Here is a 24,924-nt window from a genome sequence, read left to right on the forward strand (position 1 = left end):
TTCCCTCATTTCGTTTCGTGTTGCTAAACGTATTGACTCTATTGTATCAAAAAAAGTCGCGTTGCAACGGCGGTGCCTTTTTCTAATTTCGATTTAGTGGTAAAGTATTAGAAAAATAAGGCAACTCAAGAAAAGGACTGAACCCCACCCATGATGCGAGAACGACTCGACCAAGCGATTCAACTGCGTGAGGAAGGCCGCGCCAAGCAAGACCAAACCATCCTAGAGCAAGCCCGCACGCAACTTTTCGACTTGCTGGCGGAAGACCCGGAGAACGCGGAGATTCACTTCCAAACCGGCGTGGCACATGACAATCTGGGACTCGGACGAGAAGCGATCCCCTACTACGTTCGTGCCGTCGAACTGGGACTTTCCGGCCCTGATCTGGAACGAAACTTGCTCGGACTCGGCAGCACGTACCGCGTGCTCGGCGAATACGAGAAATCGGTGGAAACCCTGCGCCGCGGTGTGCAAGAGTTTCCCGAGAACCGCGCTCTCCAAATTTTTCTCGCAATGGCCTTGTACAATTCACAGAACTACAAGGAAGCGATGGAACTCGCGCTGACGAACCTGCTGGAGACCACCTCCGACGAAAAACTTCAATACTTCAAACGCGGCCTCTCCTACTACGCGGCCCATCTCGATGAAACCTGGTAAGGAGCAGGCATCTGGCACTTCCAACGATCCACGTTGCGAAGTGCCTTTTTTTATTTCACGGAATTGTCAAAAAACACCTCGCCCCTCCGAATCCTCTACTAAAACCCACGAACGCAACGGGAAAGGGGATGCACCGCATGAACTTCAACCGCAAAGCCCTCCGATGGACTTCCATGACAGCGCTTACCCTCCTCCTCGCCGGACTTGCACTCATACCCTTTGAAGACCTGACCCAACTCGACCCGCTCACCAACATCCGGCACATCGGCACCAACAACGACCAACTCAACGCCGTCAACGACCGAATCGTCGGGCGCATGCAGAACATCTCCGACCTTGCCGAAACCACGCAACAAATCGACGCCCACCTCCACACCTTGCAAAAAGGCCTCGACGGTCCCGCGACCTCGCTCGGCCATCTCGATCAACTCTCCCAGCGTGAAGTCGATCTCAGCAAGCAATTCGTCGGACTCGCCACGCACTTGCAAACCAACCTGACGTCCATCAACAGCTCCTCCACCGGCCAACAGACCACCATCCAATCGATGAACGACACCACCGCCCTCCTCGCAGCATCGGCGAACCAACTCGCCGCGACCAACGACACCATGGCCGACAAGCTCGACCAAGCCGCCGTGCTCACCAAACAAGTGGAACAATCCATGCCCTAGGGAGGGAATCCAAATGAAACCCGTCTGGAAAATCCTCGGCCTCGGCGTCCTCATCGTGCTCTTGGCCGACACCATGCTGACCACACATGCTTTAAAAAAAATCGACCGGGGCCTCGACCAAAGCCTAGATTCAACTTCGCGAATGATCCAAATCCAAGAAGCGATCGTGCAAAAAAACGCTGCCCTCGACGACGTCATCCAAACCACCCAAGTGATGGACACGCAACTCTCCGCCACCCTCACCGCCACGCAAAACGTCCAAACCCACATCGACACCATCGTCCAACTCAACGACCAAACGCTGAAAATCAACCAATCTCTCGCGGGACTCGGCGGAGACGGGCAAAAAACGCTCGAAGGCATCTCCACCGACATGGGCAAACTCCACACGTCGGCGGGTGAACTCTACACCGCGCTGACCAAGCTCCAAGCCACCGTCAAGCGAGACTCCACCAACATGGCCGCCATGCGCGGATACGCCGACCAGATGAACGCCAAAGTGCCGGGGGTGCTGAAATGAAACCTCACCTGAATCCCAAACCCAGATTCCAGCTGAAGCCCGCCCTGACCGCCAAACTCGCGCCCGTCGTGAAAACGCTCACCATCCCGAAAATTTTCACCGTCCTCTGCCTTCTCGCGCTTGGCATCAACGGTCTCCTGCAAGTCAGCCTGCAACACGACATGGCAACGAAAGCTGACAAACTCAAATCCCAGCTCCAACACACCCAACAGCTCTCCGGCGAGATGAAAAACGGACTCCACGGCCTCGACGACCTCCGCACCGCCAGCGTTCACATGGCGGGGACGCTCGACCAACTGGAGCAATCCACTTCGCAGATGAGCGACGGCCTCGGGCAACTCGACGGCATCGTCAAGGGCATCGACGGCACGATCACGCAGCTCGGCGTCTCCACTCAAGCCACCGGAACGGCCATCGACTCCACATGTCAACATGCCAACGACCTGCTCACCACCTTGCAAAAAATCCGCGAAGTCAACAGCGACGTCATCGCCAACCTCGACGGCATGATCCAAAACCAACAGCGCATCAATTCCGACCTCGCCGAGATGAACGCCAAGACCGCCGTTCTCCCGCAGACAGGAGGCCACTAACATGAAACTCCACTTCGAAAAAAAGCCTCTCCTCGCCCTGCTCGGCGCGGCTGTCCTGGGCATCGGCGGGCTGACGGCGTTGATTGCGCAAGCTCCGACGACCTCGCCGAATCTGATCACGATGCTCCAAGACCTCGGCGGCACGACGAGCGACATGCTGGCAAATACGGAGTCGCTGCAAGGGGAGGTCTCGCAAGTCCAAACCAAACTCGGGCAACTCAACGCTCAAGAAGCGATCCTCCAACAGCAAGAAAAAACGGGAGCCGACCTCCAAGCGAAACTCGCGGAGCAGGAGCAACTCACCTCAAACGGGGTGGCCCTCATGGAACAGATTCTGCAACGCGAGCAAACTTCCGTTGATTCGACCACAGCTCTCGCCCAGCAAGCACAAGCCATGAACGGCGATGTCGAAGCCAATGCCGCGACTCTCACCGAACTCGCGACCGCGTTGAACACGGCGAACAACGAGAGCAACAAACTCAACGGGCAGATGGATGCCCTGCTCTTGGAACTTGCGAAGTCGAAGGACTCCTTCAAACTCTTCGGGACGGTCTTTGACATTCTGCAAGACCCGTTGAACCTGCCGAACACCCTGCAAAAACTCAACGACTTCCTCAAAGGAGGCACCGTAGACAAAGCCACCGGCGGTCTGCTCGGCGGTCTCGGAAGCACCGTAGGCGACCTGATTCCAAATCCAACGCCCTCGAATCCAGCACCTGCAACTCCCGCGTCGCCCGACCCCGAGAACCCCGTAGGCGGTTTGCTCGGCAACCTCATCCCTTAGCCCAAGGAGGCGTCCCTATGAGCACGAAAATTTTTTCCATCCTGCTTTTTCTCGGAGGCTTCCTCGGCGTGGGCATGTTCGGCTACAGCCTCTACCAACAAACCCAAGTCCAATCGCAAATGAACGCCTCCATGTCGGTCATCAACGACTCCATCATCTCCACCCGCGTCGTCATTCGTGAAACGTCCACCGTCCTCGACCCGCTGACCGAAACCACCACCGCCCTTGCGCAAATCGAACAGCGCGAGCAAGCCACCGTCCAACATCTCGCGTCGATGAACGCCCACCTCCGTACAACGGCTGACAGCGAAACGCAGATCATCACCGGCCTCGACAACCTCAATTCCTACGTCACCCACGCCGGCAGCTCTCTGCAAAAACTCGCCGACACCAACCACACCCTGCTCCAAACCGGCCGCACCTCGCTCTACTCCGCTCAGCAAGAGGGCGGCCAAGTCGGGCAGCTCAACACGCTTACGACCCAAACGATCACCCAACTGCGCACACTCAACGGAAAATTGGCCCCCCTCCGACTCCTCCCATAAACCAAAGCCAACTTCCGAACCTTATAGAAACGATCTCGGAACCCAAAAAGCCCCAAGGAGGCCCGCACATGCTCGAATCCCTCGCCCTGATCTTCTGCTTCTTCATGATCGCATACGGCTACATCCGCTACCTCATCGCCCTCGCCCGACGCCAAGAAAACCCCGTCGTCCACGCCCTCTGGATGCCCGCCGCCGCCTTCGTCTACGCCGCCATGCTCGCGTTTGACACGTGGATTTTTTGAATGAAAAAGAGACCGAGCCCCACACGGGTGTCGGTCTCTTTTTTTCCGAACCCATCCAAGCCCTCCGACATACCCTCTTAGTAAGATAGGCATTTGCGGAGGAGGAGAGGCGGATGCGGGCGTATCCGGTGAAGTTTGCTCCGGTGATCAAACCTCGCGTTTGGGGCGGAGATGCATTGAAAAAAAGCTTCGGGGTCGAGACCTCGGAGCCGATTGGCGAGTATTGGGTACTCTCAGGATTACCGGGGGACGCAAGCGTCGTGGTCAACGGACCGCTCGCAGGCAAGACGCTGGTCGAGTTGATCGCCGAGATGCCCGACGAGTACCTGGGCATGAATCAAACACAACCACTCCCGCAATTCCCCTTGCTCATTAAATTTCTGGAAGCACGCGAGCACCTCTCCGTGCAGATTCACCCCGACGACGAACAGGCCCAAGCGTGGGAGCAAAGCCTCGGCAAGACCGAAGCTTGGTACATCCTCGACCACGAACCCGGCGCGAGCGTCATCTACGGACATACCTTCCCGAGCGCCGAAACCTACTGGAACGCCGTGCGAGACGGACAGGTCGTGGACTACCTGCAAGAGCTCGAAATTCAACGCGACCAACTCATCTTCGTCCCTTCACGTACCCTGCACGCACTCAAAGCGGGCACCACCCTCATCGAAATCCAACAGAGTTCCGACATCACCTACCGCGTCTACGATTGGGGCCGCCCACGCGAATTGCACCTTGAAAAAGCCGCCCTCTCCATGACCTACGGAACTCCCACAGAGAACCCCAACCAACGCCGCACCATCTTGGAAAAAAACAACTTCACCCACGAACATCTACTCCACTGCCCGTACTTCACCATCGAAAAACTGACCCTCACAGACACCACCCACACGCTCGAAAAAAACCACCCCAATCCCGACATCCTCATCGTAGCAGATGGGGAGGGGACCCTGATCTTCCGTCCCGACCACGAAACCGTCACTTCAGACCTTGAACCCTTCACTCTCAACCTCGCACCCGGAGACACCGTCCTCCTCCCAACCTCCATCTCATCCTACACCCTCACCACCTCCACCCAGCTCACCCTCCTGCGCACCTACTACGAATTGCTGGCACATTGAAAATTCCGTTCTTCCCTTGGTTATGCTATAGTAGTAGATTGAGATAACTCTTCACATTTCAAGCAAAAAATACAGGTACAAAACCAACAGAAGGATGGTATCCATACATGATCTCCACCAATGGCATCACCCTGCGCTACGGCAAACGTGCGCTCTTCGAAGACGTTAACATCAAGTTCACACCGGGCAACTGCTACGGCCTCATCGGGGCAAACGGCGCCGGCAAATCGACGTTCCTGAAAATTCTCTCCGGCGAAATCGAACCGTCCAAAGGCGAAGTCTCGATCACCCCGGGCGAACGTCTCGCGATCCTCAAACAGAACCACTTTGAATTCGACGAGTTCGACGTCCTCAAAACCGTCATCTTCGGCCACAAAAAACTTTACGACATCATGGTCGAAAAAGACGCGATCTACGCCAAAGGCGACTTCTCCGAAGAAGACGGCATGCGCGCCGCCGAACTCGAAGGCGACTTCGCAGACCTCAACGGCTGGGTAGCCGAATCCGAAGCGGCCGAACTGCTCCAAGGTCTCGGCATCACCACCGACCTGCACGACAAGCAAATGAAAGAACTCGACGGCTCCCAAAAAGTCCGCGTCCTCCTCGCCCAAGCGCTGTTCGGCAACCCGGACATCCTGCTGCTGGACGAACCGACCAACCACTTGGACATCGAATCGATCCGCTGGCTCGAAGACTTCATCCTCAAGTATGAAAACACCGTCATCGTCGTCTCCCATGACCGTCACTTCCTGAACACGGTCTGCACGCATATCGCCGACATCGACTTCAGCAAGATCCAAGTCTACGTGGGCAACTACGACTTCTGGTACGAATCTTCCCAACTCGCGCTCGCTCTCATGAGGAACGCGAACAAGAAAAAGGAAGAGAAAGTCAAAGAACTCGAAGAGTTCGTCCGTCGCTTCTCCGCCAACAAGTCCAAAGCGAAGCAAGCAACCTCCCGTAAGAAACTGCTCGACAAAATCTCCCTCGACGACATCAAACCGTCGAGCCGCAAATACCCGTTCATCGACTTCAAACCGGATCGTGAAGCGGGCAACGACATCTTGACCGTCAAAGACCTCACCGTCACCATCGACGGCGAGAAAGTTCTCGACAACATCTCCTTCACCCTCAACCGCGGAGACAAAGTCGCATTTGTCGGCCCGAACGAACTGGCGAAAACCACGCTGTTCAAAGTGTTGATGGGCGAGCTCCAACCGGACTCCGGCGAATTCACGTTCGGCGTCACCACGACCCAAGCGTACTTCCCGAAAGACAACGCCGAGTACTTCGAGAACAGCGACATGAACCTCGTCGACTGGCTGCGTCAATACACCCGCGACCAAGACGAAACCTACGTGCGCTCCTTCCTCGGCCGTATGCTGTTCTCCGGCGAAGAGTCTCTGAAAAAAGCGTCCGTTCTCTCCGGCGGCGAGAAAGTCCGCTGCATGCTGTCTAAAATGATGCAGACGGGCGCGAACATCTTGATCATGGACGAACCGACCAACCACTTGGACCTCGAATCGATCACGGCGCTCAACAACGGCCTGATCAAGTTCACCGGCAACCTGCTGTTCGTCTCCCATGACCATCAGTTCGTCGAAACCATCGCGAACCGCATCATGGAGATCACCCCGAACGGCCTCGTCGACAAAACCGCCACCTACGACGAGTACCTCGCCGACGACCGCATCAAGGAACAACTGGAAAAAATGTACGCGTAACACCGATCTGCAAAAAGAGGAGCTCTCCGCCATCGACGGAGAGCTCCTTTTTTATTGACAAGTTGGAAAAGTTGCCCTATTATGGGCGCAAAATGAACTTATAAATTTGGAGGGATTCCATCGAATGTCAAACCTCTTGTTTCGCTCGGCCCAACCGCACGAACTCCCGCAGGTTCTCGACCTGATTGATACAGCTTTCACGCATTACACGGAGACGCCCGATGTTGCCAACGGACGCTCGCACGTCGAGTTGTTCACGGCGGTCTACAACCGACCGGACCTCGACCCGGAACTGATCGTCGTCGCCGAAGACACCGCCACGGGCCGATTGGTCAGCATGGCGAGCTTGCTCCCGAAACCGGCACAGATCGGCACCCGAGAGATCAACGGCGTCGTCCTCTCGCCCGTTGGAACGCTGCCCGACTACAGAGGCCGAGGCATCGCCGAACAACTTCTCCGCTTCGGACTCCAACTCGCCAAGGAAAAAGGCTTCACCTTCTCCTGCGTCCTCGGCCACCCGACCTACTACCCGCGCGTCGGCTACGTGTCGGCGTTCCCGTGGTACCGCCTTAGCCAGACTCTCCCGGAACAGCTCACAGCGGGAGCGGACACGCGCGCTTTTCAAAATGGAGATCTCCACGCCCTGAGCGAAATCTACAACCGCGAGTCCTCCGGTTTTTTCCTCACCCCCACGCGATCTCTCAACTGGTGGGAAACTGAACTCGCGCATCTCGGCGAACAAGGGCGCTGTTTCACCGATCTCCAAGTCTTCACCCAAGGCGAGGAGATCATCGGCTACGCATCGCTTGGCGAGGCGGACGACAAACTTGTGCTCAAGGAAGTCTCCGTCTCAGACAACGCCCACGCGCCCGCTGTCTTGAACGCACTCTACACCCTCGCGTCAACACGCGGCAAAACCAAACTTCAAGCCACGTTCCCCGCCACCACCTCTCTCGGCCTGCACTTGAAACGCCAAGGTGCTACCGAAACCATCCACGCTCCCTCCGCCTGGATGTTCCAAGTTCTTAACTGGGAGACCTGGCTGGAAGCCTACGCGATCTACACGGGCATGGGGATGCAACTGACCTACGACGAAATCAACCACCAGCTCTACGTCGACGGCGAGCTCTCTCCGACGCTGCAAGCCTCCCCCGAAGCGCTCACCAAACTGACCCTCGGCCTCCACACGAGCGACGAGTTGGAAATCCTCGGCCTCCTCACAGGGCAAGACTCGCACCGCCTCTTTCCGAAAAGGGCTCCGTACTTCAACCTCAACGAAGCCCTTTTCTAGACATAAAAAAACCACCTGCTCCGAGGAGTGGGTGGTTTTTTTGATTAATAGCCGGAGCCGTCTAAGGAAGCGAGAGTAACCCCGAGAATGATGAAGAGGAGAATGACGATTGCGTAGAGAATGACGGCGATCAGACCGGTGACAAAACCCGCCGTTGCCATGCCGTGGCCTTGTTGGCCGGTGCGGGCGATGTCTTTTTTCGAGGAAGAACTGAGAACCATTGCAATGATGCCGGTGATGAGACCCACGTACGGGATGACCAGCGAGACGATGCCGAGAATCATGGAAGCAATCGCTTTGCCGTTCGTCGTCGGGTTGTGTTGCGCTTGCGGTTCAATCGGAGTGTTCATGTTGTATAAGTGCCCCCTTCAAAAAAATGATACTTCATGAGTATAGCCTAAATTTGGATTTTATACATCTATTTTCCGGGAGACACTAAACGATTTTCTTAACCCGAATCGATCGTACAGCAAGAAGAAAACCGCCGCCAGCACGCACAGCACGATCATGAATCCGATCATCCCCTGCGCCGAAATTCGCTCGAACAAAAACGCGCCAAAAAGCGGCCCGATCATCCGTCCGGCCGACTGGCCGCTCGTGACGATGCCTTGGAACATGCCTTCCCGACCCGGAACGGCCATCTCCGCCGCCAGCGCGGGAACACCCGGCCATGCCAGCATCTCCCCCATCGTCAGAATCACCATGCCGACGATGAATCCGGTATACGCAGGCCAGACGACAACGGTCGCCATCGCGAGGGCAAACAACCCCGCCGCGATCAAGATCTGCGTCTGCAACGTCCATGCGTATTTTTGAATGCACCACGATAACAGAGGTTGCAGCAACACGATCACCAAGCCGTTGACCGTCCAAAGAACGGAGTAACTCGACAGCGAGATGCCCGTCGATTGCACGTACATCGACATCGTCGTCTGCCATTGGCTGTAGGTGACGACCATCAACCCGAGTCCGATTGTCAACAGCCACAACGCCACCCACGTCTCGCGCTTGATCTCGCGGGGGGCTCCTTTTGAGCCGGCGGAATCGGTCTTGGACGATTTCGCTTTTTCCACATGAGATTCGGAAATGTTGCTCATAAACAGGAGTAAGAACAAGATATACGACAACGCATTGCCATAGAACGCCAACGTGAACGAGTGCGACGCGAGAATTCCGCCGATGACGGCGCCGATCGCGACGCCCAAGTTGTTGGCGACATAGATCATGTTGACCGCCCGACGGCCGCCCTCCGGCCAGATCACCGTGCTCAGCGCCCGTAGAATCGGCCAAAACGTGCCTTGGAAAAAACCGAGCACGATCAGCAACCCCACATACAGCGGGAAGGAACGCCATGTGCCCATCGCAAGCAAGATGAGCATCGCCGCCGTAATGGAAAGCAGCAGCGTTTTTCGCCCGCTCCAACGGTCAAACAGCCAACCGCCCGCCAAGTTGCCAACCAGCATCGTGGCATATTGGCACAACAGCACGAGACCCGCCACCGTAAGCGATTTGCCAAACGTCTCAATGTACGAAGTCGTCAGGGGCCAGAGGAAGCTCTCCCCGATCGCACTGATCGTAACGCTCAGAGCCATCATCCACAGTGCGCGCGGATAAGCTCTGAGGGATTCCATCATGTAGGCCACCTCAACTCTGTGTGTGAAAGTATAAAGCATTTTCATTTTAACAATTAATTCCGTCCCCCACAATAAGCGGGCAAAAACTACCTGTTCTATCCGATTGTGAAGGAGATTAAGTGTAGCTTTGTCGAAATAAATATTTGGATTTACAGTACGTATGGGGTGAGGGAGGTATTTATAGAATGAGTGAGTATACAACTGTCTCTTATGAGGGTTTGAAACATCTTGCCAAGATCGTGATTCAACCGGACGGCACTCCGCATGTGAAAGCGGAGAACGATGCCGATGCGTATTTCTGCGTCGGGTATTTGCATGCGAAAAACCGCCTGTTCCAAATGGACTTCATGCGCCGCCAAGGGTTGGGCCGTCTGTCTGAAGTCGTCGGGCCGGCGCTGCTTGAATCGGACAAGTTCCAGCGTGAGATCGACATCGCCCGCACGGCGGAGGGCGAGTGGCAGGTGCTGAAAACGTTCGAGGAGACGCGCATTGTGCAGGAAGCGTATGTCGCCGGGGTCAACGCAGTGATGGAAGAATATCGGGCGAGCGGGCAATGGCCGCTCTTTTTCCAACAGCTCGGGTATACGCCGGAGCCGTGGCGTCCGCAAGACTCCATCGTCTGCAACACGGTGCTTGCCCAATTGCTGTCCGTGACGGAGATTCCGGTTGCTTATTCGTTGATTGCCGAGAAATTTGGCGAGGAGACGCTGTCGAAGCTGTTCCCGATGTTGCCGCCCAATCAGCAACAACCGTTTGCGCAAGGTCCGTTTGAAAAATTGCCGCCGCAGCCCTTCCCGATTTCGCAAGAGCAGTATTTTCGTGAGTTCCAAGCGCAAGCGAATGCCAGCGTAGAAGAGTTGGTCGCGGCGACGCTCGATGCGTCCGATGTCGATGCAGGCGTTGAATTCCTGTCTCGTGTGCAAAACATTCCGTTCCTGCGAGACAAGCGGGATCGTCATTCGAACTCGTGGGTCGTTTCGGCGGAGAAGTCCACGACGGGTACGCCGCTTTTGGCGTCCGACCCGCATTTGGTGTTGTCGCTTCCGGCGGTTTGGTACCATCTTCATGTGGAAGCTCCGAACTTTAACATCACCGGCGCGACGATTCCGGGCATTCCGTTCGTCATCATCGGACGCAACGACCATGTGGCGTGGGGTGTGACGGCGGGGCAGAATGCCTCGAACTTTTTCTATAAGGAACATACGGATGACGAGCATCCCAACCAATATTTCTGGGACGGGGCGTGGCACGACTTTTTCTCCACGACGACCGAAATTGAAGTGCGTGGGCAAGAGACGCTGTCGTACACGTATCAATCGTCTGTGCATGGCCCGATCGTGACGCGAAACGGCGCTCCGTATGCGTTGACGTGGATGTACGGCATCCCGAGTCGCGGGATGGTGGCGTACCATGAAGCGACCAAGTCGAAAAACATGCAAGAGTTCCGCGAATGGATTCAATTGGCGGAGAACACGCCGCTCAACTGGGTTTGTGCAGACCGTGACAACAACATCGGGATCACGACCGTCGGCCGACTGGCGATGTTCCGCGACGGCGTGAAACCGTGGCTGCCGATGTCGGGCACAGGCGTTGCGGACATCATCGGGATCGCGCCGAAGTCTGCGATGCCGATGGCGACCAACCCGGATACGCACATGCTGGCGACTTCGAACCAACGCCAAGCGGGGGCCGACTATCCGTACTACCTCGGCACGGCGACGAACTTCGATCCGGGCTACCGTTCGAACCGCGTCTACGAACTGCTCGCGGCGAAGGACAAAGTTTCGCCGGAGGACTTCAAAGAGATGCACTACGACGCAGGCGATTACCTCGCGTCTCAGATCGTGCCGAAGATGTTGACGACGCTCACCGCGACGAACGAGTTGGAGCAAAAAGCGCTCGCCGTGCTCGCGGATTGGAACTACCAGATGCGCGCATCCGACGTGGCACCGACTTTGTGGTGGACGTTCTGGACAACGTATCTGCGCGAGACGTTCGATCCGTGGATGAATCCGGCAGGTCTGCCGGTGGCGGAGTACAACGCGTCTCCGATCGACTATCTGAACTCGGTGCTCAACCAAAACCTTGAACACTGGACGTTGAACGAGCCGACCCATGAGTTCTTCACCGATCCGACGACAGGTGTGGTTCGGACCTCGCCTGAGTTGATGCAAGCGTCGTTTGCCAAAGCGGTGTCTGCTCTGCAAGAGAAGCTCGGCGACGACGTTGCGAAGTGGACATGGGGCACGGTGCATCACCGTATCATCGCTTCGATGCTCGGCGAACCGTCGCTGAGCTACGGTCCGGTTCCGGCAGACGGCGACACGTTCACGATCAACGTTGCGCCGGGCATGCTCGCGACGTTCGGAGCTTCCTATCGAATGGTCGCTGTGCTCGACAACGACTACACCGGCTCCGGCATCTACCCCGGCGGCCAATCCGAAGACCCGACCACCCCGTGGTACACCGACCGCATCGCCCGCTGGGCAACGGGAGACTACGAAATCTTCCGCACCTTCCACGAAGCGGAGCAGAACGCCGAGAACACGCAACGCCTCGCGTTGCATCCGGTGAAGTAGAGATCATTTTTAAAAAGCCGTGTGCCCCACCTGTGAGGCACACGGCTTTTTGGCGTATAATGGTGATACTACATAATTCGGGATGATAGGTGATGGAGATGAGGATTGAGAGATTAGTACTCGAAAACTTCCGTGGGTTTGAACGGCGCGAGATTACCTTTTCAGAGCAGTTTACTGTACTGATCGGGGATAATGGGTCGGGGAAATCAACGATTCTTGATGGTTTGGCAGTGGCATTAGGATCGTTTATGGCGGGTATTGAAGGCAGAGAAATTCGGACCATCCAAAGCGAAGAGGTCCGGCAAAAAAAGATCGTCATTGGGGAAATTACGACGATGGAACCTCAGTTGCCGACACGTGTAGTTTGTACTGGTACGGTTGAGGGGCGTAGACAAACGTGGGATCGTTCAGTACTGAAAGTTAACACATCAGGCGCGATCAGTGAGAGGGCAGAATACCCTTCCCTGATCACGTATGCAGAAGGTCTTCGGGAAATTATAAGTGCGGGAAAAGAAATTAAACTCCCCCTACTCTCTTATTATGGAACAGGTAGAATGTATGCGAAAAAGCCAGCATTCGGATTTGGAAAGCGTGCTTTTTTCCCAGACTTACCGACTAAGCCGGGTTCACGCGTGGAGGGCTATTTTAATTGCCTAAGCTCTGGTGTAAATTGGAGGAGATTTGAGTCTTGGTTTAGAGATAAACGTATGATTGAACTTCAAAAGCAAACGGAATTAGAGATCCTACAAGCCGTACGAAACGCCGTAAGCAATAGTTTCGAAAAATGGAATGCCATTGAATACGACTTTGATACTAAGGAAGTCGTAGCAATTGACGAAGAAGGAATAAGACTTCCTTTCGACATGTTAAGCGACGGAATGCGCAATATGTTGGGTATGGTAGCAGACATCGCCTATCGCATGGCGACCTTGAACCCGCACCTTCGAGATCGCGTCATCCAAGAAACCCCCGGCGTCGTCCTCATCGACGAACTTGACTTGCATCTACACCCTGTCTGGCAACGCAAGGTCGTGGACGATCTCAAACGCACCTTCCCCAACGTCCAATTCATTGTCACCACCCACTCGCCTTTCATCGTGCAGTCGCTCTCGGAAGGCGAACTTCGCTGGTTGCAAAAAGAAGACGACGACGAACGGGTCGAAGCAGAAAAGTACGTCAACCGCAGTCTCGAAGACATCGCGGAAAACGTCATGGAAATCCCATTCCCACTCGCCCAACGCAGCCACCACCTGCAAAACATGTACGAAGCCGCCCAACAGTACTACGACCTCCTCGACCAAGCCGAAGGAGCGTCACCCGAAGAAATTCAACGCCTCAAACAAAAGCTCGACGAACTCAGCGCTCCCTACAGCGACAACGTCGCCTACTACGCATTCCTCGAACGAAAACGCTTGAAAGCCGGCTTGGGGAGAGACGACGATGAGACCGATTGAGAAGAGCAGGCACCCCAGAGACCACCAACAACAAATCCTGACCTTCCCAACCTATCAACACGCCAGAGGCCCGCTCCTCGAAACCATCGGCAGTTACTGCTCTTACTGCGAGCGTCCACTGTCCAACCCGGCTGTCGAACACAAGATGTGCCGACAACACCACCCGCACTTTGAGTTAAAATGGAACAACTTTCTCCTGAGCTGCACCAACTGCAATTCCACCAAAGCGCACCACAACCATCTCGTCCTCCTCGACTGCATCTGGCCGGATCGGGACAACACCTATCTCGCCTTTGTCTACACAGCAGGAGGCAACATCGAGGTCAATTCGAACCTCCCAACCCTCATCCAAGAGCGGGCGCAACGAACTTTGGACATGACAGGCATCCACAGAAAACCCTCACTGGACATCGCCGTCAATCCTACATTCCCCGACCAACGTTGGAAAAAGCGACGTGAAGCGTGGAACGAAGCAACGGACGCCAGACAAGATCTCCAGGAGGACCTTGGCACTCCTAATGAAGCGAAGATGAAAAAACACATCATCAACCAAGCCAAAGCCACGGGCTACTGGTCAATCTGGATGACTGTCTTCCACGACGATCCTGATATGAAAAAACGCCTCATCGACGCCTTCACAGGCACTTCCTCAACCTGCTTCGACGCAACCCAACAACCGGTCCCACGCAGACGTCTCATCTAACACCAAAGAAAGCATCTTAGGAGGTCATCCCCATCGACGGCAGAACTCGTTCCAACATCAGACCGGGCTTAACGGTTGACATCGTACTCAAAGCGGACCAGCGCACGGGCAAACGCACGCGCGGCGTGGTCAAGGATCTGTTGACCAACTCGCCGACTCATCCGCACGGCATCAAAGTTCGTCTCACCAACGGCCAAGTCGGTCGCGTCCAAGAAATCATCACCACGACCAACCCGTAACAAAAAGGCAGGGCACACGCCCCTGCCTTTTTTTTATTCGAGAGGAAAATGACGAAAACTGTCGAATTGTAGGTTGGTTAAAAATATTGAACGGAATAGAAATCGAGGTCACATCATGAGTGATATCCGCGACTTGATCCTACAGATGTTGATCATCATCGCCCCTGTGCTGCTCTATCAAATTCTCTGGCGCGACCGCAAGCCGGCGGGTGTGAAACCGAACTCCTGGTTGATCGCCCTCTTGCTCTCCATCGCCCTGATAAAATGCATGACGTTCCCCGTACATATGCAGGCCGGGATGCAGTTCGACTTGCGCTGGGTGCCGGTCGTTCTGGCATTTTGGTATGGAGGTCCCAAGATCGGCGGCATCGTGGTGGCCGTCTTGCTCGCGTATCGAGGGTACCTCGGAGGAGACGGACTGTACATGCAATTGGCGATTCTGCCGTTTCAAGTTCTGCCGCTTCTCTACATGCATCGCTACATGCGCTCCTTTCGCAAAATCTCGCGTACGCTCGTGGCGCTCTCCCTCGGAGTCTGGGAAGCGTTCTGCGCGTCGGCCGGTTTTTTCATCTCCTTGCATCTGCAGGGGGCTCCGATCTTCACCGCAGACCAGATGGATTTTTTCATCGGCTTCTTGGAACTGTGCGGCATCTCCACCGGTCTCGCGTCGTATCTCATTGAGAACATGATTGAGAACGGACACATGCGCCGCGAGATTCAGCGCGCAGAGAAACTTCACGTCCTCGGCCAACTCGCCGCCTCCATCGCCCACGAAGTCCGCAACCCGATCACCGTCACCCGCGGCTTCATGCAACTGCTCGGCGAATCGGAGCTCGCGACCAAACAGCAAGGCTACATCAAGATCGCCATCGACGAACTGGACCGTGCCGAATCGATCATCAGCGACTACCTTTCGTTTGCCAAACCGCAACTGGAGAAGCTCGAAGTCGTCCACGTCAACGCGCAGATTCGCAATCTCGTGAACGTCTTGGGCTCTTTTGCCGCGTTTCATAGTGTAGAGCTGCTCACGGAACTGGGCGATGAGACCTCCATCGAGGCCGATCCCGCCAAACTCAGCCAAGTGTTGATCAACATCACCAAAAACGCCATCGAGGCCACCAAAAACGGCGGCCGCATCCGCCTCGTCACCCTCCGCCAGAAAAACCACGCCGTCCTCCACATCATCGACGAAGGCATCGGCATGACGGAGGAGCAAGTCCTGCGCCTCGGCAACCCGTACTACTCCACCAAGGAGAACGGCACCGGACTTGGCCTCATGGTTTCCTACCGCCTCATCGAAGTCATGAACGGCACCGTCGACGTGCATAGCAAAAAAGGCCGCGGCACGCAGTTCACGCTGACCTTCCCGCTCGTCGAAGCCCAATAGCGCCCGGACAAGCCACGGTCACAGGAGTTCGCTCATATGGTGAAGGAGACCATCTGGGAGGTGATCTCCTGTGAAGAAGCCCCGTCTGTCCGGCAGCAAATGGAACAAGTACCGCCTGATCCAAGGCGTCCCGGCTCTCGCGGACATCCAACCGGAGACGCGCCTCTACTCCACCTCGAACTTGACCGCGATGCTTCGCCGGTTCAAAACGCTCTACGTCAAACCGGACGACTCCTTCGGCGGACTCGACGTTCTCTGCCTGACCAAGTCAAAGCAAGGCAAGGGCATCCAGATGCAACACGGACGCCTGAAAAAGTCATTCGCCTCCATCGCCGAATTTCACAACTGGTTCCAGACCCTGCGCCGCCGTCGACGTTTCATCATCCAGCAAGGCATCGGCCTCGCCCCGTGGCACGGACGGCCCGTTGACATCCGCACCCTCGTCCAACGCAACGAAAAAGGCCTCTGGGAAACCACCGGCTATTTCGCCAAAGCGGGCGCCCCCGGACTTGCGATCACCAACATCAAGTCGGGCGGCAAGTTGCTCACCGTTCGGACGTACTTGCGCAGTCTCGACCTCTCCCTCGACGAACGCGCCGCGATTTTGCGGGAGTTGCAACTGATGTCCGAACAGGTCGCGCAAGTGTTCGGGCCGAGCTTTTCCAACCGACGCTATGGACTCGACATCGGAATCGACCGCAAGCACAAGCTCTGGCTGATCGAGGTCAACACCCGAACTTCGATCAACGTTTTGCACAAGGTGGACAAGGAAATGTACCGCCGTGCCGCGAAGTTAGCCAAAAAGAAGCTCTAGCCGCCCTGAGCGGCCGGAGCTTTTTTTCATCAAGGAGGGACGTTGGATGGAACTCGTGATCGAAAAAGTCGCCCGGCTCTTGAACCGAGCGGGCGTCACATGGGCGGCGGGCGCGTCGTGGATGTTGAAGCAATACGGAATCGTGCAGACGGCAAGGGACTTTGACGTGCTGGTCGCGCTCCCCGACTTCCCAAAAGTGCATGAGGAACTGTTGAAATTGGGGTACGGGAGACCGGGGGAGACGAAGAATCCGTATCTCACGAAGCATTTTACTACCTATGAGATTGACGGCGTGGACCTCGACGTGATGGCGGGGTTTACGATTTCACACGAGGCGGGGGCGCACGAGTTTCCGTTTGACGCCGCGCATGTCACGGGGCGTGTGCAGGTCGGAGAGCAAGAGGTGCCTCTGTCGGCACCGGAGGATTGGTTGGTTCTCTACCTCTTAATGGGGCCGGATCGCGAGCCGAAAGTACAAGCTCTGGAAGCCTACTTTCGTGAAAAGGGCATCGCGCATCCGCAGTTGCTCTCTCAGGCGTTGGAGCAAGATTTGCCGGAAAGCATCCGGGCGCGGGTGAACGCACTTTTTTCCGCTTGCCAAGCTTTCTGAATTTGCAATACAATGAGGGCAGAATGAGCGCAAGCGGTTGCACGTTTTTTCCACATTGAGATGCAAACGCTTTCAATCAGAGCAAGTGACAAGCAAAGGGGGTTCACGCATGAAGCTTTTTCTGCGCAGGAAGCAAGCGCGCATCTGGTCGCTGATCACGGCAGTTTTACTGGTCGTGCAAGCGGTTGGAGGTTCGCTGTGGCCTGCAATGGCAGGGGCAACCACGAACGGCACGTATGTGGACGGCAGCACAATTCATTTCGTTTTGCCGAAAACGTCGGTCGTCGTGGAAGCCAAGGGGGATTTTAACGGCTGGTCCGATCCCGCAGTGGCGCTGACCGATGGAGACAGCGACGGTACGTATACCGCCGATGTGACCGGACAGACGCCGAGCACGGACTACGGCTACAAATTCCTCGTTAACGGCAATTATCTGGACGGTTCGAATCTGACGGCGACGTCGGACGCGAACGGCGACTTGCATCTGAGCTACACGCCGCATTTTTCTGTGGCGGGCTCGTTTGACAACGCGTTCAACACGCACCACGATCTGACGAACACTCCGGGGACGGGGACGTATGAGTACGTCAGCGACGCGCTTGCAGACGGTGATTATACGTACAAATTCATCGCGTCGGCGGACGGACTGTCCGATCTCTGGTTCCTCGACCCGATCAACACCGCCGTTTCCAACGGCAACTCCAAGATCACCGTCGGCACACCGCCGACTCCGACCGTGCAAGCCGACCCTTTGGCTGACCAACCGGGCGGCAAGTCTAAATGGGTGGTCGTGGGTTCCTTCCAAGGCTGGAACAACGCCTCCACCGACACTCAATTGAAGCATCTCGTCGGTGACTTCTATGAGTATTCCACGGTGCTTGACGCGGGCCACTACGAATTCAAAGTCGTGCGCAGCGGATCGTGGGACGGCTACTCCGACAACGGCAACAACTTCTCGTTCGACCTCACCGAGACGACGAAGGTCAACTTCTACGTCAACGAAGCGTTGAACCAAGTGCGCACCAACCTGCCGAACATCGCAGGCATTGCGCAGTACACCCCGCAACTGAGCGCGACCGATTGGCCGCGTCTGGTCGGCGACATCCAGACGGTGTTTGGCGAACCGGCATGGAGCCCGGACCAAGCAAAGCAGTTTTTCGTCGACTACAACTTCGACGGCTCGCTCTACAAGTTGCAACGCTCGCTTCCGGCGGGCAAGTATGAAATGAAAGTCGTGCAAGGCGACAACTGGGGCGCGAACAACTACGGAGCGAATGGCGCCAACTTCGTGTTGCAAACGCTCGATCCGGCTGATGTGACGTTCTCCACGACGCTTGCCGACCAAACCCTCGTAACCGATTACAAACCGGCCGACGGCAAATCGGACGGCATGATCCACCGGGACAAGATTCAATTCGATTCTCGCTCGGTAACGTACAAAAAACCGTTCGGCGCGATCAAGGAAGGCATGGAAGACCTGACCCTGCGCATCGCGACCGAAGCGGGCGACGCACAAGTCGTTCGTGCCGAATTGACCTCTGCAACCGGTCTTGCTTCGGCGTTCGACATGCACAAAGCCACTTCGTTTGACAACACCGACTACTGGGAAGTCACGATCCCGAAATCGACCTTCCAAGGCATCGGCGTGTGGGGCTACAAGTTCATCCTCATCGACGGCCCGACCAAAGTCGAGTACGGCGACGACACCACGCGCGGCGGTGCAGGCGTCGCTGCCGACGACGGCGCGATTCCTTTTGACCTCACCGTGTACAAAGCGGACTTCAAAACTCCGGATTGGATGAAAAACGCGGTGGTCTATCAGATTTTCCCGGACCGTTTCTTTGACGGCAACCCGGACAACAACCGTGCGAAAACGGTAGACGGGTATCGTGGCGGCGCTCCGGTTGACGGCGTCACGCAAACGTCCAAGGGCGGTTATCCGTACCAATACTTCGACGGCGGCGTAGCGAACGACCCGACCCCGAATCAAGTATGGGGCAACTGGTCGGACGTGCCGGAGAGCCCGGACCGCACCACGCCTGAGCAGAAGCCGTACTTCCCGGATGCCAAGACGGACGGCCTCTGGACGAACGAATTCTACGGCGGCGACATTCAAGGGGCACAGCAGAAGCTCAACTACTTGAAGTCGCTGGGCGTCACCGTCATTTATTTCAACCCGGTCGCATGGGCGTCTTCGAACCACAAGTACGACGCGACCGACTACAAACACCTCGATCCGATGTTCGGCGAGCCGGTTTACAACACGCCGGGCGACCCGACTTCGGGATTGGATTATGAAAAAACACGCGTGGCGTCCGACCGCGTTTTCACCGAATTCGCGAAGCAAGCACGCGCACAAGGCATCAAACTGATCGTCGACGGCGTGTTCAACCACGTGGGCGACGACTCGATCTACTTCGACCGCTACTCCAAATACCCGGAGATCGGCGCGTATGAGTTCTGGGCGAAAGTCTATGACAAAGTCAACGCGGGCACCCCGCAGGCAAACGCCATGCAAGAAGTCATCGACTCCTTCACCGCACAGATCAACCCGCTGACCGGCCAGAACTACAAGTATCCGGAAGACTTCGACTTCACCACGTGGTTCACCGTGTCGAATGAAAAAGTCGACGGCCACTACAAGTACGAAGGCTGGTGGGGCTACGATTCCCTGCCGACCATCGACGCAACCGAACCGGCGCAGGGCGATACCGAAGGCCTGCCGGGTCAACACGAATGGAACGTTCAAGGCTACCGCGACAACGTCATCGGTCACGACTTGACGGGCCTCTCCACCGACCAATCGAGTGCGCTGATGCAATACGCAAACTCGCAGCGTTGGGAATACCTCGGCGCACGCGGCTGGCGTCTCGACGTCGCACCGGACGTCTCCGCCGGAACGTGGCAACAATTCCGCAAAGCGGTGAAATCGACCGGCGGTCTGCAAGATGCCAACGGTCAAAGTATCGACGACCCGATCATCCTCGGCGAAGAGTGGGGCGTGGCAACTCGCTTCCTGCTCGGAGACCAATTTGACTCGGTCATGAACTACCGCTTCCGTGGAGCGTTGCAAAGCTTCATCATCTCCGGCAACGCGCAACAATTCAACGACGCTCTGGAATCGATTCGCGAAGACTACCCGGCAGAAGCATGGAAAGTCATGCTCAACCTCGTCGATTCGCACGACACCATCCGTTCGATCACCAAGTACGACCGACCGGATTGGGAAGAAGAACACCTCGCCATCGCACCGGACGCAACCGACATGGCGATCAAGAAACAAGCGCTCACGGCAATTTTCCAAATGGGCTATCCGGGCGCTCCGACGATCAACTACGGCGATGAAGTGGGCTTGACGGGTACCAAAGACCCGGACTCCCGCCGTTCGTTCCCGTGGACCCGCGTAACGGAAAGCAACGGTACGTTCGCAGGTGGAGATCGTTATGCAGATTTGTTTGCAACGTATCAAAAAGCGGCCAACCTGCGCGACAGCAACGAAGCGTTCCGCACGGGCGACTTGAAAGTTGCGTATCAACAAGGCGATGTCATCGCCTATGCGCGCAAAACCGACACCAAAGCAGGTCTCGTCGTGATCAACCGCGGCGCGAACGACGCGAGTATTGACGCAAACGTCGCCGGATTCCTGCCGGACGGTCTGACTTTGCAAGACCAACTCGGCAGTTCCGTTCAAGGAACGGTCGTCGGCGGCAAACTTTCGCTCACCGTCAAAGGTCTGAGCGGGATGATGATGACGTCCGCTCAAGACCTCGTCGCAGTGGAGCCAGTGAAAAACGTCGCGGCCGTCGGCGGCAACATCCGAGTGACGCTGACATGGGATGCTGTGGCAGAAGCAACCGGCTACAACGTCTACCGCGCTCCGATTGAAGGCGGCACCTTGCAATTCGTGGGCAGTGTGACCGACACCACGTGGTCGGACGTCAACGTGCAAAACGGCAAGAAATACTACTACACCGTCACCGCCAAAACGGACAACGGCGAGAGTGCGCTCAGCGACTACGCATCTGCAACTCCGTCGTTCCCGATCCAAAGCGTGGAGATCACCCAACAGTCCACTCCGGTGACGCTGGGTGCAGGCAACATGACTTCGGAAATCCAAGTGACTTTGAACATTCCGGGCCTGACCGACGATGCAGCACTGGCAGGCAAGGATGCACCGAACCTGCTCGCACGCCTCTTCTACTATAAGGAAGGCACGAGCAAGGCACTGGCGATGGACACCAAACTGCGCTACAAGTCCGATACCAACGATGGGCAAAAAGTCTACTGGGCACAGTTTGAACCGACTCAGCAAGGCGCGCACTACTACTTCGCGAAAGTCTCCACCGACAACGGAGACACGTGGACCGAATCTGCGCAGACCTACGTCGACGTCTACGCCGATCCGAACGACACAACTCCTCCGGCAGCTCCGGTGCTGGCGGGAATCAACGTCGAATCCAACCAAGCCCAACTGAACTGGATGGAAAGCGATTCGGACGTGTACCAGTTCGAAATCTACCGCAAGTCTACGGGCACCGATTTCCAATTGGTCGCCGTCCAACCCAAGACGGCCACGTCTTACGTGGACTACACCGTCAGCAACGACACGGCGTACACCTACAAAGTCGCCGCCGTTGACGCTTCTTACAACCGTGCATACTCCGCCGAACAATCGGTCACTCCGACGCTGGTTATGGTCGATGTCAAAGTGCGTGTCCACTTGCCGAACTACACGCCGGTCAAGGACGACATTTACATGGCGGGCGACCTCAACGGTTGGAACGCATCGGGCTACAAACTCACCGTCCCGAGCGGGGCCACCTCTCGCGATGTAGTCGAGTACAGTTTCAAGATGATGGCGGGCAAGTCGATTCAGTACAAGTACACGCGCGGTTCTTGGTCGACGGAAGCTCTGACGTCGCATGATCGCAAATCGAACGACACGACCGACCCGAGTAACTACGCGTACTCGTCCACCGACACCAACATGAAATTGACGATCAAGAACCAAGGCGGCAACCAGATGGTGGTAGACGACTACGTTCTGCGCTGGGTCGACATGCCGATGATCGTCACGATGCCGCGCATCTCGTACGGCGACAACATCGCGTACACGACGTCCGACGATCACTTCACGCTCAAAGCAAACGTTCCGTACGGCGTGAACTTCACAATCAACGGGCAACCCATCCAAGCAAGCCAAATGGATGCAGCGGGCAACGTGCTCGTCGAGAACATTCCGCTTGCTGAAGGCCAGAATCACTTCACAGTGCACATCGAACCGAGTGCGGAAACGCTGAACCTCCCGTGGTACACCGACAAGGGCCGCGCAAGCCAAGCGACCAAGTCTCTTGATTTGGACATCACACGCGATGGCAACACCCCGGACCCCGACCCGACCGTACCGGTTACCGGAGTAACTCTCAATGCGACCAATATCAAACTGTCGATGAGAAGCGCCCCGTTCAAACTGGCGGCAACCGTTCTCCCGGCCAATGCAACGGTCAAGGATGTTACGTGGAGTTCCAGTGACACGAACGTCGCGACGGTCAACGCAGAGGGAACGATCACTGCGGTTCATCCGGGCCACGCTGTCATCACCGTCACCACCAAGGACGGCAACAAAACCGCTTCTGCTTCTGTTAACGTTAACAATGCGAGCAGTACTGGAAACGAAAACAGCAATGGCAAGCCGGATGACAAAACCAAAACCGTCACCACGCAAACCCTTCAGGATGCGCTGAACTCCGGCGCCTCCTCTGACAAAAAAGTCTCCGTGGACGTCGAAGGCAAAACGAAAGTCCTGCTGCCGACCAACACCGTAGACTTGCTGGGCACCAAAAACCTGGAACTCAAACAGGGCAACCTGTCCCTCGACGTTCCGACGAGCACCCTGAACCAACTCCTCAAGCAAGGCGGAACCACGGCAGGTCAGCAAATTTCCCTGCAATTCCAACCGCTTGAAGAGCAAGCGAAACAAGACCTGCTCACCCAAGCCGGCACCAAGGGCAAAGCGAGCCTCACAGCGGCCTCGGACGTCTATGACTTCCACCTCGCGCTCGTAGGAGCAGACGGTCAGGAAACGACTTCGCTCAGCCAATTTGACCAACCGCTGCTCCTGACGTTCAAAGTCAGCGACAACGCGAACAAAAAGCTGATCGGCGTCTACTACCTCGCCGACGACGGCAAACTCGAATTCGTCGGCGGCAAGCTGAACGCGGACGGCACGATGACCGTCGAGATTCACCACTTCTCCAAATACGCAGTGCTTGAATTTAACAAGCACTTCGCAGACCTCTCCACCGATCACTGGGCGGCGGGCGTCATCCAAGAATTGACCGCCAAGCACGTGATCTCGGGTACGAGCGACGACTCCTTCGAACCGGAACGCAGCATCACCCGCGCCGAGTTCGCCGCGCTGCTCGTTCGCACGTTGGACCTGAAAGCGTCGAAAGCGGCAACCTTCACCGACGTCAACGCAAGCGACTGGTACGCAACTTCGGTTGCGGCCGCCAACGAAGCGGGCCTCGTCTTCGGACGCACCGCATCGGAGTTTGCACCGAACGAAGGGATCACCCGCGAAGAGATGGCCTCCATGCTCATGCGCGCCTACGAAGTGAAGTCCGGCAACAAGGCCAACGGCCTCCTCGACCTGACCTTCACCGACGCAGGCACCATCAGCCCCTGGGCGAAAGCGTCGATCCAAGGAGCTGTGAAACTGGGCTTCCTCGCAGGAGAAGAGAACAACCGCTTCCTCCCGCAAGGCAAAACCACCCGCGCCGAAAGCGCACAAGTCATCTCCAAACTGCTTGAGAACTAAAAAAAGGACCCAACCGCATAGGCGGTTGGGCCCTTTTTTATCTCAATACGAACACCAAGAGGAACGCAATCGGTGTTGTGCAGGCAAGTAGATAATGAGATCGCCTGCGAGTAAGGCTCATCACGAGGTAGTAAAAAAATGTACCTGCGAGAAACGACTCTACAAATCCCCATTTCGCATCGCCCGTGATCGTAAGGCCGAGGAGAGAGACTAGGAATAGTGCAGCAAAACCATACATTGGTTTTTTCGCTGTCGACAACCGAGGGACAATTCGAAACATCGCGGTTACCAAGGTTAGCGCGAGTAGAAAGGGGAGATACAGAAAAATTGCCCCAAGTATTCCGCTGTACAACCAGTCAATGTCCTTGTGCAAGAGTTGAATATCTGTCCAAAGACCGAGTCCAACCATCACGACGAGCGCAACACTGACACCTGCAGTATATCGAATCATGTGAATGTCCCTCCTCTTCAAATTCATGTACGTCTGGTGGTAACTGGAAATGCTGGTGACATCGCCATGCGCGTTGCTTACCCAGTAG

General features: G+C 56.2%; 21 protein-coding genes. 18 read left to right on the forward strand and 3 right to left on the reverse strand.

Annotated elements, in window-relative coordinates:
* The first annotated feature begins 150 nt into the window (after positions 1–150).
* From JJB07_RS01360 to JJB07_RS01405, 10 genes are all read left to right on the forward strand, one after another.
* The gene (locus JJB07_RS01360) at positions 151–657 is read left to right on the forward strand and encodes a tetratricopeptide repeat protein (RefSeq protein ID WP_201630471.1); all 507 of its coding nucleotides are present in this window, start codon (positions 151–153) and stop codon (positions 655–657) included.
* Between the two features lie 137 nt (positions 658–794).
* Positions 795–1,328, forward strand: a complete 534-nt coding sequence (locus JJB07_RS01365; RefSeq protein WP_201630473.1) for a hypothetical protein — start codon at positions 795–797, stop codon at positions 1,326–1,328.
* Positions 1,329–1,341: 13 nt separating this feature from the next.
* The gene (locus tag JJB07_RS01370; RefSeq protein ID WP_201630475.1) at positions 1,342–1,848 is read left to right on the forward strand and encodes a hypothetical protein; all 507 of its coding nucleotides are present in this window, start codon (positions 1,342–1,344) and stop codon (positions 1,846–1,848) included.
* The gene (locus tag JJB07_RS01375) at positions 1,845–2,441 is read left to right on the forward strand and encodes a hypothetical protein (protein WP_201630477.1); all 597 of its coding nucleotides are present in this window, start codon (positions 1,845–1,847) and stop codon (positions 2,439–2,441) included. The genes JJB07_RS01370 and JJB07_RS01375 overlap by 4 nt, the downstream gene beginning before the upstream one ends.
* Position 2,442: 1 nt before the next feature.
* Complete coding sequence (locus JJB07_RS01380) at positions 2,443–3,225, forward strand: hypothetical protein (protein ID WP_201630479.1); 783 nt, start codon at positions 2,443–2,445, stop codon at positions 3,223–3,225.
* A gap of 17 nt (positions 3,226–3,242) precedes the next feature.
* On the forward strand, positions 3,243–3,770 hold the full coding sequence (locus JJB07_RS01385) for a hypothetical protein (RefSeq protein WP_201630481.1): 528 nt from the start codon (positions 3,243–3,245) through the stop codon (positions 3,768–3,770).
* 68 nt (positions 3,771–3,838) lie between these two features.
* Positions 3,839–4,012 carry a hypothetical protein gene (locus JJB07_RS01390; RefSeq protein ID WP_201630482.1) on the forward strand — a complete coding sequence of 58 codons (174 nt, stop codon included), beginning with the start codon at positions 3,839–3,841 and terminating at the stop codon, positions 4,010–4,012.
* Between the two features lie 113 nt (positions 4,013–4,125).
* Positions 4,126–5,130 carry a type I phosphomannose isomerase catalytic subunit gene (locus JJB07_RS01395; protein ID WP_201630484.1) on the forward strand — a complete coding sequence of 335 codons (1,005 nt, stop codon included), beginning with the start codon at positions 4,126–4,128 and terminating at the stop codon, positions 5,128–5,130.
* A gap of 107 nt (positions 5,131–5,237) precedes the next feature.
* A complete protein-coding gene (locus JJB07_RS01400; RefSeq protein WP_201630492.1) occupies positions 5,238–6,854 on the forward strand; it encodes an ABC-F family ATP-binding cassette domain-containing protein in 1,617 nt (538 codons plus the stop codon).
* A gap of 124 nt (positions 6,855–6,978) precedes the next feature.
* Positions 6,979–8,145: a GNAT family N-acetyltransferase gene (locus JJB07_RS01405; RefSeq protein ID WP_201630494.1), complete on the forward strand. Its 1,167-nt coding sequence runs from the start codon at positions 6,979–6,981 to the stop codon at positions 8,143–8,145.
* Positions 8,146–8,189: 44 nt separating this feature from the next.
* Here the strand turns inward: JJB07_RS01405 and JJB07_RS01410 are convergent, their stop codons facing one another.
* Both JJB07_RS01410 and JJB07_RS01415 read right to left on the reverse strand, forming a co-directional pair.
* Positions 8,190–8,495 (reverse strand): DUF4190 domain-containing protein, encoded by a 306-nt coding sequence (locus JJB07_RS01410; RefSeq protein WP_201630496.1) that lies wholly within the window; start codon positions 8,493–8,495, stop codon positions 8,190–8,192.
* Positions 8,496–8,555: 60 nt separating this feature from the next.
* On the reverse strand, positions 8,556–9,776 hold the full coding sequence (locus tag JJB07_RS01415) for an MDR family MFS transporter (RefSeq protein ID WP_201630498.1): 1,221 nt from the start codon (positions 9,774–9,776) through the stop codon (positions 8,556–8,558).
* 188 nt (positions 9,777–9,964) lie between these two features.
* On the opposite strand from JJB07_RS01415, the gene JJB07_RS01420 reads away from it, so the two are divergent.
* The 8 genes from JJB07_RS01420 (at position 9,965) to JJB07_RS01455 (ending at position 24,385) form a co-directional block, all read left to right on the forward strand.
* Positions 9,965–12,358, forward strand: coding sequence for a penicillin acylase family protein (locus tag JJB07_RS01420; protein ID WP_201630500.1), 2,394 nt, complete (start codon positions 9,965–9,967; stop codon positions 12,356–12,358).
* A 92-nt stretch (positions 12,359–12,450) separates the two neighbouring features.
* Positions 12,451–13,812 (forward strand): AAA family ATPase, encoded by a 1,362-nt coding sequence (locus JJB07_RS01425; protein WP_236587552.1) that lies wholly within the window; start codon positions 12,451–12,453, stop codon positions 13,810–13,812.
* Positions 13,799–14,515: an HNH endonuclease family protein gene (locus tag JJB07_RS01430; RefSeq protein ID WP_201630502.1), complete on the forward strand. Its 717-nt coding sequence runs from the start codon at positions 13,799–13,801 to the stop codon at positions 14,513–14,515. Before JJB07_RS01425 ends, JJB07_RS01430 begins: the two co-directional genes overlap by 14 nt.
* 32 nt (positions 14,516–14,547) lie before the next feature.
* The gene (locus JJB07_RS01435) at positions 14,548–14,754 is read left to right on the forward strand and encodes a YwbE family protein (RefSeq protein ID WP_201632646.1); all 207 of its coding nucleotides are present in this window, start codon (positions 14,548–14,550) and stop codon (positions 14,752–14,754) included.
* Between the two features lie 115 nt (positions 14,755–14,869).
* The gene (locus JJB07_RS01440) at positions 14,870–16,141 is read left to right on the forward strand and encodes an ATP-binding protein (RefSeq protein WP_201630504.1); all 1,272 of its coding nucleotides are present in this window, start codon (positions 14,870–14,872) and stop codon (positions 16,139–16,141) included.
* Positions 16,142–16,211: 70 nt separating this feature from the next.
* Positions 16,212–16,955, forward strand: coding sequence for a YheC/YheD family protein (locus tag JJB07_RS01445; RefSeq protein ID WP_201630506.1), 744 nt, complete (start codon positions 16,212–16,214; stop codon positions 16,953–16,955).
* A 46-nt stretch (positions 16,956–17,001) separates the two neighbouring features.
* A complete protein-coding gene (locus JJB07_RS01450) occupies positions 17,002–17,565 on the forward strand; it encodes a nucleotidyltransferase family protein (protein WP_201630508.1) in 564 nt (187 codons plus the stop codon).
* Positions 17,566–17,674: 109 nt separating this feature from the next.
* The gene (locus JJB07_RS01455) at positions 17,675–24,385 is read left to right on the forward strand and encodes an S-layer homology domain-containing protein (protein WP_201630510.1); all 6,711 of its coding nucleotides are present in this window, start codon (positions 17,675–17,677) and stop codon (positions 24,383–24,385) included.
* Between the two features lie 37 nt (positions 24,386–24,422).
* On the opposite strand, the gene JJB07_RS01460 is transcribed toward JJB07_RS01455, so the two are convergent.
* A complete protein-coding gene (locus tag JJB07_RS01460; RefSeq protein WP_201630512.1) occupies positions 24,423–24,836 on the reverse strand; it encodes a hypothetical protein in 414 nt (137 codons plus the stop codon).
* Between the last annotated feature and the right edge of the window lie 88 nt (positions 24,837–24,924).

The sequence above is a fragment of the Tumebacillus amylolyticus genome, assembly GCF_016722965.1.
Classification (GTDB): domain Bacteria; phylum Bacillota; class Bacilli; order Tumebacillales; family Tumebacillaceae; genus Tumebacillus; species Tumebacillus amylolyticus.

Bases quoted from the DNA above. Each gene is read 5' to 3' on its own strand.
- JJB07_RS01360 (WP_201630471.1), top strand. From the start codon at position 151: ATGATGCGAGAACGACTCGACCAAGCGATTCAACTGCGTGAGGAAGGC.
- JJB07_RS01365 (WP_201630473.1), top strand. From the start codon at position 795: ATGAACTTCAACCGCAAAGCCCTCCGATGGACTTCCATGACAGCGCTT.
- JJB07_RS01370 (WP_201630475.1), top strand. From the start codon at position 1,342: ATGAAACCCGTCTGGAAAATCCTCGGCCTCGGCGTCCTCATCGTGCTC.
- JJB07_RS01375 (WP_201630477.1), top strand. From the start codon at position 1,845: ATGAAACCTCACCTGAATCCCAAACCCAGATTCCAGCTGAAGCCCGCC.
- JJB07_RS01380 (WP_201630479.1), top strand. From the start codon at position 2,443: ATGAAACTCCACTTCGAAAAAAAGCCTCTCCTCGCCCTGCTCGGCGCG.
- JJB07_RS01385 (WP_201630481.1), top strand. From the start codon at position 3,243: ATGAGCACGAAAATTTTTTCCATCCTGCTTTTTCTCGGAGGCTTCCTC.
- JJB07_RS01390 (WP_201630482.1), top strand. From the start codon at position 3,839: ATGCTCGAATCCCTCGCCCTGATCTTCTGCTTCTTCATGATCGCATAC.
- JJB07_RS01395 (WP_201630484.1), top strand. From the start codon at position 4,126: ATGCGGGCGTATCCGGTGAAGTTTGCTCCGGTGATCAAACCTCGCGTT.
- JJB07_RS01400 (WP_201630492.1), top strand. From the start codon at position 5,238: ATGATCTCCACCAATGGCATCACCCTGCGCTACGGCAAACGTGCGCTC.
- JJB07_RS01405 (WP_201630494.1), top strand. From the start codon at position 6,979: ATGTCAAACCTCTTGTTTCGCTCGGCCCAACCGCACGAACTCCCGCAG.
- JJB07_RS01410 (WP_201630496.1), bottom strand. From the start codon at position 8,495: ATGAACACTCCGATTGAACCGCAAGCGCAACACAACCCGACGACGAAC.
- JJB07_RS01415 (WP_201630498.1), bottom strand. From the start codon at position 9,776: ATGGAATCCCTCAGAGCTTATCCGCGCGCACTGTGGATGATGGCTCTG.
- JJB07_RS01420 (WP_201630500.1), top strand. From the start codon at position 9,965: ATGAGTGAGTATACAACTGTCTCTTATGAGGGTTTGAAACATCTTGCC.
- JJB07_RS01425 (WP_236587552.1), top strand. From the start codon at position 12,451: ATGGAGATGAGGATTGAGAGATTAGTACTCGAAAACTTCCGTGGGTTT.
- JJB07_RS01430 (WP_201630502.1), top strand. From the start codon at position 13,799: ATGAGACCGATTGAGAAGAGCAGGCACCCCAGAGACCACCAACAACAA.
- JJB07_RS01440 (WP_201630504.1), top strand. From the start codon at position 14,870: ATGAGTGATATCCGCGACTTGATCCTACAGATGTTGATCATCATCGCC.
- JJB07_RS01450 (WP_201630508.1), top strand. From the start codon at position 17,002: ATGGAACTCGTGATCGAAAAAGTCGCCCGGCTCTTGAACCGAGCGGGC.
- JJB07_RS01455 (WP_201630510.1), top strand. From the start codon at position 17,675: ATGAAGCTTTTTCTGCGCAGGAAGCAAGCGCGCATCTGGTCGCTGATC.
- JJB07_RS01460 (WP_201630512.1), bottom strand. From the start codon at position 24,836: ATGATTCGATATACTGCAGGTGTCAGTGTTGCGCTCGTCGTGATGGTT.